This is a genomic window from Butyrivibrio sp. AE3006, from assembly GCF_000424165.1.
In the GTDB taxonomy this organism is placed as follows: Bacteria; Bacillota; Clostridia; order Lachnospirales; family Lachnospiraceae; genus Butyrivibrio.
On sequence record NZ_AUJJ01000003.1, the window covers coordinates 144217 to 160519 of the forward strand.

Annotated in this window: 14 protein-coding genes; 2 read left to right on the forward strand and 12 right to left on the reverse strand. The window is 42.3% G+C overall.

The annotated features are described in order from the left end of the window. Positions 1-53: 53 nt before the first annotated feature. From G603_RS0103740 to argC, 8 genes are all read right to left on the reverse strand, one after another. A complete protein-coding gene (locus G603_RS0103740) occupies positions 54-734 on the reverse strand; it encodes a response regulator transcription factor (RefSeq protein ID WP_026669361.1) in 681 nt (226 codons plus the stop codon). A 19-nt stretch (positions 735-753) separates the two neighbouring features. Then, positions 754-1464: a helix-hairpin-helix domain-containing protein gene (locus G603_RS0103745; RefSeq protein WP_026523254.1), complete on the reverse strand. Its 711-nt coding sequence runs from the start codon at positions 1462-1464 to the stop codon at positions 754-756. A gap of 140 nt (positions 1465-1604) precedes the next feature. Beyond that, complete coding sequence (locus G603_RS19135) at positions 1605-3098, reverse strand: sugar ABC transporter substrate-binding protein (RefSeq protein ID WP_051207429.1); 1494 nt, start codon at positions 3096-3098, stop codon at positions 1605-1607. Between the two features lie 14 nt (positions 3099-3112). Beyond that, a complete protein-coding gene (locus G603_RS0103755; RefSeq protein ID WP_026523253.1) occupies positions 3113-4303 on the reverse strand; it encodes an aspartate aminotransferase family protein in 1191 nt (396 codons plus the stop codon). Further along, a complete protein-coding gene (gene argB, locus G603_RS0103760) occupies positions 4300-5178 on the reverse strand; it encodes an acetylglutamate kinase (protein WP_035791984.1) in 879 nt (292 codons plus the stop codon). The genes G603_RS0103755 and argB overlap by 4 nt, the downstream gene beginning before the upstream one ends. A gap of 100 nt (positions 5179-5278) precedes the next feature. Next, positions 5279-6502: a bifunctional ornithine acetyltransferase/N-acetylglutamate synthase gene (gene argJ, locus G603_RS0103765; protein WP_155832609.1), complete on the reverse strand. Its 1224-nt coding sequence runs from the start codon at positions 6500-6502 to the stop codon at positions 5279-5281. A 48-nt stretch (positions 6503-6550) separates the two neighbouring features. Beyond that, entirely contained in the window at positions 6551-6997 is a 447-nt protein-coding gene (locus G603_RS0103770) for a GNAT family N-acetyltransferase (RefSeq protein ID WP_026523250.1), read from the reverse strand. A 51-nt stretch (positions 6998-7048) separates the two neighbouring features. Next, positions 7049-8104 (reverse strand): N-acetyl-gamma-glutamyl-phosphate reductase, encoded by a 1056-nt coding sequence (argC, locus tag G603_RS0103775; RefSeq protein WP_026669363.1) that lies wholly within the window; start codon positions 8102-8104, stop codon positions 7049-7051. Positions 8105-8323: 219 nt separating this feature from the next. Here argC and G603_RS0103780 point away from each other — a divergent pair, with 219 nt between their 5' ends. Continuing rightward, positions 8324-9547: an argininosuccinate synthase gene (locus G603_RS0103780; RefSeq protein WP_026523248.1), complete on the forward strand. Its 1224-nt coding sequence runs from the start codon at positions 8324-8326 to the stop codon at positions 9545-9547. 117 nt (positions 9548-9664) lie between these two features. On the opposite strand, the gene G603_RS0103785 is transcribed toward G603_RS0103780, so the two are convergent. The 3 genes from G603_RS0103785 to G603_RS0103795 all read right to left on the reverse strand — a co-directional run bounded on the left by G603_RS0103785 (position 9665) and on the right by G603_RS0103795 (position 13882). Further along, on the reverse strand, positions 9665-10501 hold the full coding sequence (locus G603_RS0103785; protein ID WP_026669364.1) for a DegV family protein: 837 nt from the start codon (positions 10499-10501) through the stop codon (positions 9665-9667). 106 nt (positions 10502-10607) lie between these two features. Continuing rightward, entirely contained in the window at positions 10608-12923 is a 2316-nt protein-coding gene (locus G603_RS0103790; RefSeq protein ID WP_026669365.1) for a sigma-70 family RNA polymerase sigma factor, read from the reverse strand. 29 nt (positions 12924-12952) lie between these two features. Further along, entirely contained in the window at positions 12953-13882 is a 930-nt protein-coding gene (locus G603_RS0103795; protein WP_026523245.1) for a fibronectin type III domain-containing protein, read from the reverse strand. 158 nt (positions 13883-14040) lie between these two features. Here G603_RS0103795 and G603_RS21885 point away from each other — a divergent pair, with 158 nt between their 5' ends. Next, a complete protein-coding gene (locus tag G603_RS21885) occupies positions 14041-14334 on the forward strand; it encodes a DUF1294 domain-containing protein (RefSeq protein WP_081667104.1) in 294 nt (97 codons plus the stop codon). 64 nt (positions 14335-14398) lie between these two features. On the opposite strand, the gene G603_RS0103800 is transcribed toward G603_RS21885, so the two are convergent. After that, positions 14399-16303: a GGDEF domain-containing protein gene (locus G603_RS0103800; protein ID WP_026669366.1), complete on the reverse strand. Its 1905-nt coding sequence runs from the start codon at positions 16301-16303 to the stop codon at positions 14399-14401.

Consider the following 16303-nt stretch of genomic DNA (forward strand, 5'->3'; position numbering starts at 1 on the left):
AACCTAAGACTTTTAAAAGGATTAAATATCATACGTCGTCACAGCTATCCTGATTATGCCTGGAAGAAGTAACCTGATCCCCACTTGGTACGAACGTATCTGGGTTCACTGGGGCTCTTCTCAAGCTTCTCTCTCAGTCTTCTTACATGAACATCAACTGTTCTCTCGTCACCGGGGAAATCCTCACCCCAGATGGCATGTAAAAGCTCACTTCTGTTATAAACCTTGCCCGGAGTTGATACAAGGAATTCGAGAACATCGAACTCTCTGCTGGTAAGATTAATCTCCTTGTCACCAACATAGACTCTTCTGTACTCTTCATTTATTACAAGCTCTCCAAATGTAAGAACACTGGCCTGAGTATCTGCCTTAGTCGTTCTTCTCATTATGGCTTTGATTCTCGCCTTAACTTCAAGGATATTGAAAGGCTTTGTGATGTAATCGTCTGCGCCGTACTCAAGACCAAGGATCTTATCCATATCATCGCTCTTGGCTGTGATCATAACGATCGGAACTGAAGAAAATTCGCGAATCTGCTGACAAACTTCAAAACCGTCCATCTTGGGAAGCATTACATCAAGAAGTACCATGTCGTAAGCATTATTCTTGGCAAGCTCAAGTGCTTCCTCACCATCAAAAGCACTGTCAACCTTCATACCGTCCTGCTCAAGACTGTACTTTATTCCCTTTACAATTGTTTTCTCATCATCAACGACAAGAACCTTTTTAGCCATCTTTTCTTCACTCCATACGCTAAACTGTTATATAATCTTTTATCTTTGCAAAGAACTTATCTTTGATACCTGATACATTCTTGATATCTTCGATAGTTCCAAATTTCCCTTTTTCCTCGCGGTAAGCCAGGATATTCTTAGCTCTCCCGGGGCCTATTCCCGGTATGGTGCAAAGCTCTGTTTCTGATGCGGTATTTATATTCACCTTGCCATCAGAGGACTTTTCACCCTGATCTGATGCTTCGCCCCCGCCGCTTATTCCTGCCGTCTGCGGGCCTGCGCCATTATCTGATGCTGCATCCTGATTAAGAGCACTGCTCTCTTCAATAGTCGGAATTCTTAGCTTAACTCCGTCCTCAAGGACCTGGGCCTGATTAACAAAAGAACTGTCGGCGTCACCTGAAAACCCGCCTGCTGCCTTAACGGCATCAACAACTCTGCTGCCTGCTGGAAGTTCGTAGACTCCTTCGCATAAAACAGCACCGCAAACATGCACCATAACGCATTTTGCTTCTTCGGGCTCATCTTCATCCGCACTTTCTAAAGCAGATGAATCGTCTGCCTTGTCAGTCTCCTGTTTCTCTCCCTCACTTACTGCTTTTTCATTTGAATCCTCGCTGACCTGAGTCGGCTCAGCTAATATGATTTCCGTGTTTTTCTTACTGCATCCGCTGACTAAAAGAAGAGCGGATAAAATTATCAGTGTACTGATTTTCTTATATCTTTGCATGTTTCCTCCATAATTACGGAGGTCCCCACCACGCTAATTATCATAATAGCTGAAACAAAATCCACTTGCAAGATATATGTAATATTTTTGTAACAATTACAAATAAATGCCCTTTTTACGGGAAGTTTTTGTTAATTATGTCATTCCTCTTCCTGGCCGTCAGTTATGATAACTGTCGCATCCGGAAGCACTTCCTCATGAACCTCTTCTCCGGTTATCTGAAGCTTAATATTTTCGGAAAGTTCACGAAGTGTCTGGTTAACATCCGAGCCATCCCAGATATTGGCAAAAGCAATCTCAAGAAGAACCCAGAAATTGCTGGTCTCCATGAGTTTAGGCATAGGTACTGAATTGCCGTAAACAGATACATAGGATGCCAGTGATCCATTGGAATAATTAACCAGAGAATTAGCTGCAAGCTTGCCGCTCATGGTGTACATGGTCTCTGTATCCTCGCTGCAAAGGAACTTTGCCAAAGCATTGGCCTCTGACATATGCTCTGTAAATCCGTTTATTACAAGACAGTCTGTTACTGACATGGTTCTTGTTGCATACTGCTCGTTCAGCGCAGGCATAGGAGTTACGCCATATTCAAATGAGCATTTACCCTCAGCCTTAGCAGCCTCGATCTTGGCAACTGCGTCTGATGTAGCCACAGTAAATACGGTCTTGCCGTCTATGAAATCCTGCAAAACCTTATCGTATGAAACAGCACCCTCATCAATAGCAAAGAACTGATTAAGCTGCTGGTAGAAGCTCATGCAATTGATGGTATTTTCATTGTAAACATCAATCTGACTGGCATCATCACCTGCTGTGCCGCCAAGATTCAGATAATTACCCACGAAAAAGAAGTTGTAGAAAATATCCGTAACGTCCCACTGAAAGACGGATTCTACAGTGTCCGGGGCATTATATTCATTAGCAAAAACAAGAATATCCTCGATTGTCTTGGGAAGAATATTCTCAAGCTCAGCCTGTACCTGAGCATCATCAAGCTCTATTACCTCATTCTCTGCAGCTTCGGTATCACCCTCTTCGATGTCACCCTCTGCGGCGTCAATCTCAGCCTGGGCAGCCTCGCCCTCAGCAGCATCGATGGCAGCCTGGAGCCTGCTTTTTACTTCATTCTCAAGATAAGTCTTATTATAAAGAAGTGAGCTTGTCTCAAAATAATAGGGATAAGCGATATATTTATCCTTGTAGCTGACAGCATTAAGGGCAGCGGGACTGTATCCGTTAGACTCATCTGTCAAGAATTCCGAACTCTCAACTTCTGATGCAAGTCCTGCAAGGTATGCTTTCTCAAGAGAATCATGGGTCATAATGAAAACATCGGGATAATTCTCTTCCTCGATAGATGCCTTGCCAATCTCCTCAAGATATTCAAGTCCTGAAACACACTCCAGCTCAACTCTGGACTTCCTGCTGGAATTATTGAACTCAACGACCTTGTTTGTAAGGTAATCTGTCAGTGCTTCATCCGTGTACCAGAGCCTTAATGTGATCTTGTCGTTGGCACCAAAAATAGGTCTGTCCTCAGTGAGTTTCTGACCTGACTTCGCATAATAAAAAGCTGCAAGCAGCAGCGCTATAATTAGAACTGCTCCAAGCAGCCTATATCTTATCTTCATATCTACCTCTGTTTTTATAGACAGGGCTCAAGAATCTCCATCATGTCATCAACATCCTTAGTAGTAATGACAAGCGGCGGTATGAATCTAATGATATTGGTTCCTGCATTTATCAAAATAAGCCCGTTATCAAGAGCTTTGTTAATGATCTCGCCTACAGGATGATCAAATTCAAGTCCCTGCAATAGTCCGCTTCCGCGTCTGTCTATGATATCTGAGTGGCGTCCCTTTAATTCATCAAGACGCTTTTCGAGGTATACCGAAACCTCTCTCACGTTATCTATTATATTGTTCACCTCGAATAAATCAAGAACTTTGTCTATTGCAGCACATGCCAGCGGATTACCGCCATAAGTGGTTCCGTGATCGCCGGCAACAAGTGAATTCTGACCAACCTTCTCAGTCATAAGAAAGGCTCCAACAGGTACGCCGCAGCCAAGGGCTTTCGCTGTAGTCATAATGTCAGGCTTTACACCAAACTTCTGCCATGCGTACATGTATCCTGTTCTGCCCATACCGCACTGTATCTCATCAAGAATAAGAAGTATATCCTTTTCATCACAGATAGCCCTTACTTCCTTAAGGAACTGCTCTGTTCCGGGATGAATTCCACCCTCGCCCTGAACTGTTTCCATAATAATAGCACAGGTCTTGTCCGTAATATTGGACATGACACTTTCTATACTGTTGTAGTCCGCAAATTTAATGTTACCGATCATAGGCTCAAATGCCTCGCGGTAATGCGGATTACCTGTTACAGAAAGTGCACCGAAGGTACGTCCGTGGAAGGAATGATTCATAGCGATTATCTCATGATCAGTATTTCCATCTCTTAAGAAGGCATATTTTCTTGCAGCCTTAAGAGCTCCTTCAACTGCCTCAGCTCCGCTGTTTGTGAAAAATACGCGGTCCATCCCGGATACCTTCTTGAGCTTTCTTGCAGCCTCAATGGCAGGCATGTTGTAGTAATAGTTTGAAGTATGAATAACCTTATCTATCTGATTTTTAAGGGCATCATTGTATTCCTTATTGCCGTAGCCAAGTGCGAATACACCTATTCCCGACACGAAATCCAGATAGCTTTTGCCATCCATATCATAGAGATGCACGCCCTCGCCCTTATCGAGGATTATCTGATAACGGTTATATGTATGCAGAAGGTCCTGCTCTGCATTTTCAATGTACTGCTTCATTTTTTCGCTCATGCTATGGTCTCCTCCCCGTCGGGCATAAACATTGTTCCGACACCCTTGTTGGTAAATATCTCAAGCAGTAAGCAGTGAGGAATCCTACCATCAAGAATATGCACTGTATGAACGCCTTGTTTTACTGCATCTGTGCAGTTTGCAAGCTTCGGAAGCATTCCTCCTCCGATGTTGCCGCTGGCTATAAGCGCATCTGCCTCAGATGTAGTGAGCCTTGATATGAAGGTTGAAGGATCATTGATATCCCTGTAAACACCCTCTATATCTGTAAGGAATGCAAGCTTGTCTGCGTGTACAGCCTTTGCGATTGCGCAGGCTGCATCATCAGCGTTTATATTGAAGGTCTCAAAGTTTTCATTCATTCCTACAGGTGCCACGATAGGCAGATAGTCATTATCAAGAAGATCAAAGAGAACCTTTGGATCAACCTCAGTGATCTCTCCAACGTATCCGATATCCTTGCCATCGATGAGCTTTTTCTTTGCCTTTAAAAGTCCGGTATCTTTACCGCTTATTCCGATAGCCTTTACGCCTATCTCCTGGACCATTCTTACAAGGCATTTATTAACTCTGTTAAGGACCATCTCTGCTATTTCCATGGTCTCATCATCGGTGACGCGAAGGCCGTTTATGAACTGAGCTTCCTTGCCCACTTTGCCGACCCACTTGCTGATAGCCTTGCCGCCGCCGTGAACGATGATGGGCTTAAAGCCTACCAGTTTAAGAAGTGTGACGTCCTTGATGACGTTCTTCTGGAACTCTTCGTTTTCCATGGCACTTCCGCCGTACTTTACAACGATGATCTTCCTGTTGAATTTCTGAATATAAGGAAGGGCCTCGATCAGCACTTCCGCTTTTTTCATTACTTCCTGCATATCCTTGTCCACTTTTTTGTCCTCCTCATCTTGCTATTCTCTGCAAGCTTTACTGAACCAAATACCTCGCCGACGCTCTACTCAAAATATGACCGTAACATCAGCTTCTATAGTCTGCGTTTATCTTCACATAATCGTAGGTAAGATCGCAGCCCCAGGCCGTAGCTTCTTCGCTTCCCATTTTCATATCAACCTGAGCGATGACCTCTTTTTCTGAGAGGATTCCTGTCGCATATTCTTCATCAAAATCAAGGGGCTTTCCATCCTTAAAAAGAAGGACGCTTCCCTTGCTGCTCTCAATACTGAGTTCAATTTTTTCGGGATCAAATGCGACACCTGAATAACCAAGCGCGCACAGGATTCTTCCAAAGTTTGCATCATGACCGTAGATCATGGCTTTTGTAAGAGATGAGCAGATTACCGACTTCGCCAGAGTTCTTGCGTTATCCTTAGTATCTGCATTTTTTACATGTGCAGTGAAAAGTGCGGTGGCACCTTCGCCGTCGCCTGCAAGCATTCTTGCCATCTCATAGCAGATCTTATAAAGCGCTTCTTCAAAGCTGTCGTAGGCTTCACCCTTTTCTGTGATCTCTTCGTTACCTGCTTCGCCGTTAGCAAGTACCATAAGTGAATCATTGGTGGACATATCGCCGTCCACAGAGATCATATTGAACGTATCAACCACTACCTTTTTCAGAGCCTGCTTCAAAAGCTCATGGGATATAGCCACATCTGTTGTTACAAAAGAAAGCATTGTACACATGTTGGGATGGATCATTCCTGAACCCTTGGCAAGAGCACCGATGGTACAGGTCTTACCGCCAACCTCAAACTCTACAGCCATCTGCTTGTTATGTGTATCTGTGGTCATTATGGCCTTTGCGGCACCGGTTCCTGCTTCTAATGAATCAGAAAGCTTTGGCACCATCTGCTCGATACCCTTTTCAAGCTTACTTATGTCCATCTGCATTCCGATGACGCCGGTTGATGCCACAAGTACGGAATCCTTGGGGATATCAAGAAGATTAGCTGCGCAGATTGCTGTGTCCTCGCAGATCTTTTTGCCCTCTTCTCCCGTGCAGGCATTTGCTATTCCGGAATTAGCCACGATAGCGTGAACCGGATGAATGTCGTCGCATATCTTTTTATCCCACACAACAGGAGCTGCCTTAACAACATTGCTTGTGAAAACGCCTGCCGCCGTACAGGGTGATTCACTGTAAATAAGCAGCATGTCCTCACGTCCGCTGTATTTAATATTCGCCTCTGTGCTGGCTGCCTTAAATCCCTTAGCTGCTGTAACTCCGCCTTCTATAATCTTCATAATCGCCTCCATATTATATGAAGTAACTATCTGACAAAAGCCAGGTGATTACTTATGTATAAACTCAGTAATATTGTTTTCATTAAGCGCAAAATCGTAGTAGTTCATATCATCTCTAAGTGTCCAGCCCATGCGCTGCCAGAATGCATTCCCCACCTTGTTGGTAACAAAGGCATTCAGGGCCACTTTGCAGATTTCCTCTTCCTTAAGCTTTTCGATGCAAAACTCCACCATTTTCTTGCCGATGTGATGTCGTCTGTAATCCTCTCTTACACACACGTGATAGAAGCATGCTCTTCTGCCGTCATGTCCGCATAGGATAGCTCCTACAATCTGCCCTTCTTCCACATCCACCACACATGTATCGGGATTCCTTTTAAGGAACTTACTTATTCCTTTGAAGGAATCATCTATAGTGCGGATTCCAAATCCTTCTATTGAATTCCAAAGCTCGAAGACCTGCTCATAGTCTTCGATTTTCATTGTGCGAACCATTTCATAACTCTCCTCAATAACTAAATACCTCTTGTGAAAAAGCCCCTTCCATTACGGGAAAGCAGGAACCATATCAAGGCCCATCTTTTCATCGAGGCCAAACAAAATGTTCATGTTCTGAACTGCCTGACCTGCTGCGCCTTTCACCAGGTTATCGATAGCACCCATCATTATGATTCTGCCTGTGCGCTCATCGATCTTAAAGCCTATATCAACGTAGTTACTGGTCTCTACCCATCTGGTCTCGGGATAAACTCCCTTGGGAAGTACTCTTATGAAAAACTCATCCTTATAGTATTTCTCGTATGCACTTCTTATCTCTTCTTCTGTGGGAAGGCTTCCGTCCGCCTTCTTTATAAGAGATGCATATTCTGTTGCAAGGATTCCTCTGTTCATGGGTGCAAGGTGAGGTGTGAAGTTGATCACTATCTCTTCACCTGCCGCATAACCGAGCTGCTCCTCAATCTCAGGTGTATGTCTGTGGTTTGCTACGCCGTAAGGCTTTGCACTTTCATTTACTTCGCAGTAAAGGTTGGCTGTCTTGGCACCTCTTCCTGCTCCTGATACTCCGCTTAATGCATCAACTATCAGTGTGTTAGGGTCAATTAGCTTTTCCTTAACAAGAGGATAAGCTGTAAGAATGGAACAGGTGGTGTAGCATCCGGGATTTGCAACAATTCTTGCATCCTTAATAGTCTCTCTGTTTATCTCACACAATCCGTAAACAGCTTCCTTTATATAAGGAACACCTTTGTGCTCGATGCCGTACCACTTTTCATAAACGGATACGTCCTTAAGTCTGAAATCAGCAGACAGGTCGATGATCTTAACCTTCTTAAGGATCTCTTCATTAACAAGTCCTGCACAAAGTCCCTGGGGTGTTGCTGTGAAAATCACATCTACCTTATCAGCAAGCTCCTCCATATTGTCATCGAGACATGCATCATCTACTATTTCAAAAAAGTTTCCATATATAGAACTGAATCTTTCATCTATATAACTTCTTGATCCATACCATACAACCTCAGCCATCGGGTGGTTGTACAGAATTCTTGCAATCTCTGCTCCTGCGTAGCCTGTAGCTCCGATTATTCCTACTTTAATCATGATAGTTTCCTCTGCTTCCTTTATAACAGTATGCAAAAATATTATAAACTTTATGCAGTAGTATAATCAATATTTCGTATTTATGCAAGCAATTTTTATATTTATGCAATTAAAATGCATTTTAGTTTATTTTTATGCATAAAATTATTGCATTATCGATTTTTATGTTGTATATTGTTCTTGTTCATTGATTTTGGATTTGAGAGGAGAAAAGGAAAAATGGCAAAAGAAAAAGTAATACTTGCATATTCCGGCGGACTTGATACAACAGCTATCATTCCGTGGCTGAAAGAGAATTTTGATTACGAAGTTGTTTGTGTTTGCATCGACTGTGGTCAGGAAGAAGAGCTTGACGGTCTTAATGATAGAGCTATTAGCTGCGGTGCCAGCAAGCTGTACATTCTTGATGTTATCGATGAGTTCTGCGATGAGTACGTTGTTCCCTGTGTTCAGGCTCATGCCGTTTATGAGAACAAGTATCTGCTTGGTACATCCATGGCCCGTCCTCTCATTGCTAAAAAGCTCGTTGAGATTGCCCGCAAGGAAGGCGCTGTAGCTATCTGCCACGGTGCAACAGGTAAGGGTAACGACCAGATCCGTTTCGAGCTTGGAATCAAGGCACTTGCACCTGACATCAAGATCATTGCAGCATGGAGAAATGACAAGTGGACAATGGATTCCCGTGAATCAGAGATTGAATACTGTAAGCAGCATGGAATCAATCTTCCATTCTCAGCTGACAGCAGCTACAGCCGTGACCGTAACCTCTGGCACATCTCTCATGAGGGTCTTGAACTTGAGGATCCCGGACAGGCTCCCAACTACAAGCACCTTCTGGTTCTCGGCGTAACACCTGAGGACGCACCTGATACACCTACTCACGTAACCATGACATTCGAAGGCGGCGTTCCCAAGTCAGTTAATGGAAAAGAGATGAAGGTTTCTGATATTATCCGCACACTTAATAAGCTTGGCGGCGAGAACGGAATCGGAATCGTAGATATCGTAGAGAACCGTGTAGTTGGTATGAAGTCCCGTGGTGTATATGAGACACCCGGCGGAACAATCCTCTATGAGGCACACCAGCAGCTTGAAGAGCTCATTCTTGATCGTGACACATACACCATGAAGAAGGATATGGGCAACAAGTTTGCTGACCTTGTATATGAAGGAAAATGGTTCACACCTCTTCGCGAAGCAGAGCAGGCATTCATCGAGTCCACTCAGAAGTATGTGACAGGTGAAGTAAAGTTCGCTCTTTACAAGGGTAACATCATCAAGGAAGGCACAACATCACCCTACTCACTCTACAATGAATCCATCGCATCCTTTAAGACCGGTGACCTTTATGACCACCACGACGCAGAGGGCTTCATCAATCTCTTTGGTCTCTCATGCAAAGTTCGCGCTATGAAGATGCAGGAAGTAGAAGGCAAAAAGTAATTCCTACATAACTATATAAGAACAATGTGTCTGACAAGTTGGCACAAATGAAATACCGGACAGCTGTATTATGCAGCAGTCCGGTATTTTTATTTGTAAATTGATATAAAAACGATATCAGCAGGTTACAACTATACCGCCATCACCTGCATAGGTCGTGGCAACACCTGCACCATCCACAATGATCGCTCTCTTGAAATTAACCTTTGAAAGGATGAGATCCTTTACAACCTCTGCTCTCTCATAGCAGTTGATGTGAGTGATCATGAGAGTTTTATTCTCAGGATCAACGATTCTCTGAGCAGCAAGCTCAGCCATCTTAATAAGAGCCTTGCGCATGCCTATCCCCTGTCCCCACTGAGCGATCGTTCCCTCAATGGCATAGCATACAGGCTTTATGTTAAGCGTAGTTGCAACAATTGCCTTCATTCCTGTAAGACGACCATTTTTGCGAAGGGTATCCAGTGAATCCAGAACGAAATAGGTGTCCATGTGATCTCTGTATTCTTCAACCTTCTCAACCACTTCTTCGAAGGGAAGTCCTGCATCAGCGCATTCCATGATCTTCAGCATTACATTGGTCTGACCACAGCAGGCTGAAAGAGAATCGAATACATGAATATTCTTCTCGCCTACATCCTCGAGATAGATGCTTCTGCCAAGGATAGCACTGTTGTAACTGCCACTGAGCTTGGATGAAAGTGTAACAACATAAACATCATCAGCATCGCACTCATAAGCTCTTTTATATCTGTCGGGCGAGGGACATGCTGACTTAGCACATGTATCGCTTTCTGCAACTCTTTTTATATAATCAAGCTGATCAAAATTCTCATCATCAAGAACTGTAAAATCACCAATTTGAAGAATCAGAGGTATTACCTCGATTCTGGGATCCTTTTTTAATTCTTCAGTCAAATCTGTGCAACTGTCTACTACTAACTTATAACTCATGCCTAATCCATTCCTCTTGTAATAAAAAGTGCTTCTAAATGCAGCGTTCATACATAGTTTTGCGTACTACATATTCTAGCATGAAAAACAGCGTGCGTAAACAAAATTAAGCATTATCCGGCGCGTAGAACTTTGCCTTATCACCACTGACTATCCTGAACATTTCTCCAAGGCAGGTTACTCCATCTGCCTGGCCCAAATTCTGTATTTCATTAAAGTCTTCATCAATAAGTTTTGCTTCGCCGTCAGTTATGATCAGGGCCTGTCCATTGGAAAACTCGGTTGCATCGTCATATTCATTTACCATTTTTCCATCATGGTCTATATATCCCCATTTATCGCCATCACCGATCAGCCAATATTTTTCTGCAGATAATTGGATGCAATCGTATGTGCATACTGCAGAAGAAGGGTCATAGCATCCAGGATTTGTAAAATCAACCAGGTAATCTTTTCCGCCCAGCATCACTACCGCTTTCTGGCCATAATTGATCAGATTATTTCCATCATAGTAATATTCACGAAACCAAGTTCCCTCTGCGCCGCGTCCACCATATCCTTCAACCTCAAAATCAGTAATCTTGCTAAGACCGGTATCATAAACACACATGTCATCTGTTGATGGCGGATACATTACTACAAAATATCCATCGACTATAGATGTCAGTGGACAACCTGAAAATCTTGGCGAAGATCCGCTATGTGCAATTGCTTTCCATTCTCCCTGCGAATCACCGGTATCATATTCTCCACTATCAACAATACTTGGTCCCTCGTAGATATTTCCAATCCAGCTGACATTTCCTTCTGAATCAAGGTATCCTACCCTATCATACATATAATCATCATTGGCCTCGTTTTGAAATACAGTTATCTTCCCATCCGGGGCTGCACCATAAATAAAGCTGCAGGTCTCATTAGTTCTGATTGTAGACAAAACCTCATTACCACTGTAATCAAAATACTTCACATTGGTAGTATAATAATAATCGTCATCACTTACGTTTATTGGTTCTACAATCCCGTACAATGATCCTGAAGCAACTGCACTTTCACATTCTCCGGAATACAATGAATTGCCCTGAGAATCAAATATGTCAAATACAGGCGTACCATTATAGTTAGTTACATAACCGTTCTCGTCATAAATTAAATCATTAAATATGACTGTGCCGACAAGATTTGGCGCTGCATACAGGCTCCCAAACTGACAGGGAACAAGCTGATCACCCTCGTAATTTATTGCTCCCCACATTCCGTCCTTCCTGACAGGGATCACTCCACCATTTGCAATGCCGTATGACTCGTACCCGGAAAGATCCACGATTTCCTTAAGTGTATAAGAATTTTCAGCATTTCCCTGCCCTGTTTCTTCACTACTGTCTTCTGATAATTCTTTATTTGCAGTAGCTTCACCAGCTATATCAGCCCCAGCTTCATTTGTTTGTAATTCTGCTCCATCATTTGATTCTTCCTTATCACTATCCATAGCCAAATCGGAGCCATTGTCTATGTTTTCCTCTAGAACAGTCTCCTGCCCGCTTGAAACATCCTTTGCAGAACTGTTTCCAAATATAATCGACGCTCCTATAACTCCGGAGACTCCCACTGCTGCTGTGCCAATTATAAGCGGCAGCTTACCTATCGCTTTTTTTCCTGCTACTGCTCCACCTTGTTTAATGGCATCTGTTACGCCATCTGCGCTGTTATCAAAGCTCTTACCACCTGCATTTCTGCATAAATTCTTAAGCGCTTCTGACATCGGAGCAACCTGGCAGGCCTTTGCATCTCTTGTAAAAAGCAGCAGCATGAACGGAGCAAGAGCGTATAGTCTTGTTCCCTTCTTATCCATATCCATTACCGCTTTCTTAATATTCGCTTTAGCTCTGCTAAGATGCGATTTTACCGTATTAAGAGGCATACCGAATTCAGCTGCAATATCCTCCTGCTTCATCTCATTAAAATAAAACGAAACCACGCAAAGTCTCTGGGCATCATTCAGATCGTCTATTATTTCCCTGATAAGACGCACACTTTCCTCGTCATCCAAAAGATTCTCAGGAATAAAAGCATCATCATCCTTAATGTTCTCAAAAAAGTCCGTGATATTGCCTTCATCATCTGTGGTTTCATCTACCAGAACATCTCTCTTCTTTTTTAGAGCCGCAAAGCATTTTCTGTTAACTATTGTAGCTGCCCAACTAAGAAAGCTCTCCGGCTCCTTAATTGAGGGAAGTCCCTTATAAATCTCTATAAAAGCATCCTGGACAACATCCTGGGCATCATCTTCGTCCTTAAGAATATGAATGGCACAGGTAAACAAATATCCATATGTCTTCTCATAGATTTTTTCAAAAAGCACACTGTCTCTCTTTTCGATAAAATCAGATATAATTTCCGTTAATTCAGTCGGTGTTTTCAATTGTCTCTCCTGCGAATTTACAAAAACTATTATTTTACTTTGACCGTTTTTACATTGGACCATTTGCCATGTACGGTCTTCCCGTTTATTTTAGCTGTCTGTCTTACACGGAACTGATACTTTATGTTTTTAGCAAGCTTCTTTACCTTTAATGAGGATGCTTTTTTCGCAGTAACTTTATCCCATTTTCCGGCACCCTTTACTCGATATTGGATTTCGAATTTTGCCCCGCTCACATAGCTGTTCTTTCTAAGCTTTAATTTTACTGATTTTTTTGAAGTCTTTGCTGACTGTATATAAGGCTTTGATGCAAGTACTTTCTTTGTGAGCGCATCATCCAGGGACTCAGCGTGGATTGTGCAGGTAAAATGAGTCTTGGGTATATATTCTTCAAGATCTGCAGCTGTCTGCGCATAAAAAGTATCCTGTTTTACTGCAATATAATATGTTCCTGGATTAACATCCACATATTCCTTAAATGTATAAAGGCCATTAGCTGCATTATATTCATATGAGGTATAGCTGCCTTTGCTTTCTGTCGTAAAATCATGAAAAGTAGAAAACATATACTGACCATGATCATCTATGCATGAATTGCCATTTGCATCATATACACCAAAGTTCATCGCAAAAGCCGCTTCACCAGTCCCAATAAAATGCGCCTTATCCTGAGACTGCTTGGTTATGGTCAGTGTACTTCTATATGGAAAACTTACCTTAAATATCTGAAACCAGTATTCTTCTGTCTCATTGCCATATTTGCTTGTCCTTGGTCCTGTTCCGTATGTCCAGTTATGAGCATCAGCTAATAAGGACGAAAGATCTGCATCCAGAGATACCTGCTGAATATGGTTCATCCAGCCGTCAAATGCCTTTGCTTCCATAGGAAGTGCCACAGATATAGCCGAAATCATAATAGCTATAGCAAGTAAAAGTGCGATTTTTTTGTTTGTTTTCATAAGTTTATCTCCTTTTCTTCACATTGAAGTTTTTATTTACATTTATATAGTGCGAGGCAGTTTGCAAAAGGTTGCAGAAAAATAAAAAAAATTTTAATTATTTTTTTATTCGCCCACCGCAGTTGTAATAAGCCATTTTATCAGCTACAATTAGACCCATGAACTCATTAGAACTTATCATATCTTATCTGTTATTTTTAAATATCGTTGCATTTCTAACCATGGGAAATGATAAAAGAAAATCCAAGAAGCACGGCTTCAGAACTCCGGAGTCTGTCTTCTTTATTTTGTCTGTCATTGGCGGGAGTATCGGAAGCATAGCCGGTATGTTCATATTCCGTCACAAGACAAAGCACTGGTACTTTTTGGTTTTCCTGCCTCTTATTCTACTTATTCAAATCGGGCTATGTGCATTTATCTACATGTCCGGAATGGAAATAGTATTTAGATAGAACCGATTAAATTAAGCCTCCCGCCAAGAAACATAATTGACAGGAGGTATTATTTTTACCTGTTTTATTCTTTCTTATTTTCTTTTTTCTTTCTCTTTACGCTGTACATCTTTTCATCAGCGAGATGTACGATTGCATCATAGTCGAGTTTCCCGGTCAGGTTGACTTCACAATAGCCGCAGCTAACTGACAACTTATAGGAATTCTCTGAAGTCATATTGACGTTATCTATAATCTTTTCTGCCTTTTCAACTATCAACTTAGCATCACACTTACCGGGAATGATTATCAGCATCTCATCTCCGCCAAACCTCATACAGAGTGCATCATCAGGGCTAGCCTTCTTAAGTGCTGATGCCACAGCAGAAATAGCCTTATCGCCTGCTTCGTGGCCATAATTGTCATTTATTATTTTAAGGTCATCAATATCTGCCATGATTACTGTCATGCAACCTTTTTCGCGAAATACATCACCCTTCTCACCTTCAAATGCGCGCATGAACCCGGTTCGATTATACAGTCCGGTGAGTAAATCATATTTAAACATCTCATCGACCTTCTCTGACAGATAGCGCTGATAATGCATATTTATGAAATTGCAGACACCGGTTGTGATGGAATTGGTTATAAGCGCTGTTTTGGAGTAGTCGATTATATTAAAACTGTCAAAACAATAGCATACATAACCCAGGGGCTTATCCAATGTATCAAGAGCATTAAAAATAAGCGGCTGCCCTGTAGCTACCAGCTTCTCTAGTCCCGGCAAAAGCTCACCCTCTTCCAAATCTCTGGTATATGCCTCCTTGCTGGTATGATCACAGATCACTACCCTCTTATCATAATCAGGCACTAGCCCCTCTTCATCGAAGATATTATGACTTCTGTCCAGACAGTACTTATACAAAACCACGCTGAAATCATGCATATCAAAGGTATCATTTAAAACATATTTATGAAGCATGCCCGACAGCTCATTTACATGCTTGCAAAGCTGCATCCTGGCTGTGATACCATATAAAACCCTGACATCATCGAAGTATCTGTAGAATCTGTCATTTAATGATGCAACATTTGACAGGTCCTGATTTTTTACATGAATACAACCGCAGGATTCCTTCAGTTCAAGCTCAGGGATAACGGCGATATTCCAGGTTCTGTATTCAGGCTCTTTATCTATATGCTCAATAACGTAATTTGCTACAGTTTTTGCAAAAACAGCGTTACTGCAATTAACGGTGGAAATTCTGGGCACAGAATAATTGGTCTCTTCAACTCCATCAAAACCTGTAACAATGACCTGCTCCGGCACTGATATTCCGGCGTCCATCAGAACATCACAGACATTTATGGCCATAATATCATTGGCACAGATGATGGCATCAGGCAGCTCGTCGCTGCATTTTATGAGCTTTCTTGTGGCAACTCTTGTGGGTACTGCCCAGAAATCGCCATAACTCACCATTGAATCACTGTACCTTATACCATATTCCTCGATAACCTTTCGAAAAACAGCAATTCTGTCATCAGAAAACTTATTGTTCCTATGCCCCGCCATCATATGCGGTCTTCGAACCCCATGGGTCTCCATTACATGTCTTACTATTTTCTCAAAGCCTGCAGGGTAATCAAAGCCTACACTTATGGTATCTTCATACTGACCATCCAAAACAAGAACAGGAATGTTGCGTTCTTTTGCCTTGGCGATTATGCTCTCGCCGATTCTGCGACACTTTACACGCTCATCCATGTATAGCAGACAATCGATCAGATCATATGGAATAATCTTAAATACAGATGCCTCGGAATGGTATACATCTTCTTCCCAATACAGATCCGTATTAAGCGTAAAAATCAAAAGTCCAATGTTATGTGACTGGAGCCGTCTGCTCAGCAGCTTCACAAAACTGTGGACCGTTGAATCACTTATTCTGGTTGTACATAATGCGACTACTTTTTTACCAGCTATCAT

Bases quoted from the DNA above. Each gene is read 5' to 3' on its own strand.
- G603_RS0103740 (WP_026669361.1), bottom strand. From the start codon at position 734: ATGGCTAAAAAGGTTCTTGTCGTTGATGATGAGAAAACAATTGTAAAG.
- G603_RS0103745 (WP_026523254.1), bottom strand. From the start codon at position 1,464: ATGCAAAGATATAAGAAAATCAGTACACTGATAATTTTATCCGCTCTT.
- G603_RS19135 (WP_051207429.1), bottom strand. From the start codon at position 3,098: ATGAAGATAAGATATAGGCTGCTTGGAGCAGTTCTAATTATAGCGCTG.
- G603_RS0103755 (WP_026523253.1), bottom strand. From the start codon at position 4,303: ATGAGCGAAAAAATGAAGCAGTACATTGAAAATGCAGAGCAGGACCTT.
- argB (WP_035791984.1), bottom strand. From the start codon at position 5,178: ATGCAGGAAGTAATGAAAAAAGCGGAAGTGCTGATCGAGGCCCTTCCT.
- argJ (WP_155832609.1), bottom strand. From the start codon at position 6,502: ATGAAGATTATAGAAGGCGGAGTTACAGCAGCTAAGGGATTTAAGGCA.
- G603_RS0103770 (WP_026523250.1), bottom strand. From the start codon at position 6,997: ATGGTTCGCACAATGAAAATCGAAGACTATGAGCAGGTCTTCGAGCTT.
- argC (WP_026669363.1), bottom strand. From the start codon at position 8,104: ATGATTAAAGTAGGAATAATCGGAGCTACAGGCTACGCAGGAGCAGAG.
- G603_RS0103780 (WP_026523248.1), top strand. From the start codon at position 8,324: ATGGCAAAAGAAAAAGTAATACTTGCATATTCCGGCGGACTTGATACA.
- G603_RS0103785 (WP_026669364.1), bottom strand. From the start codon at position 10,501: ATGAGTTATAAGTTAGTAGTAGACAGTTGCACAGATTTGACTGAAGAA.
- G603_RS0103795 (WP_026523245.1), bottom strand. From the start codon at position 13,882: ATGAAAACAAACAAAAAAATCGCACTTTTACTTGCTATAGCTATTATG.
- G603_RS21885 (WP_081667104.1), top strand. From the start codon at position 14,041: ATGAACTCATTAGAACTTATCATATCTTATCTGTTATTTTTAAATATC.
- G603_RS0103800 (WP_026669366.1), bottom strand. From the start codon at position 16,303: ATGATAGCTGGTAAAAAAGTAGTCGCATTATGTACAACCAGAATAAGT.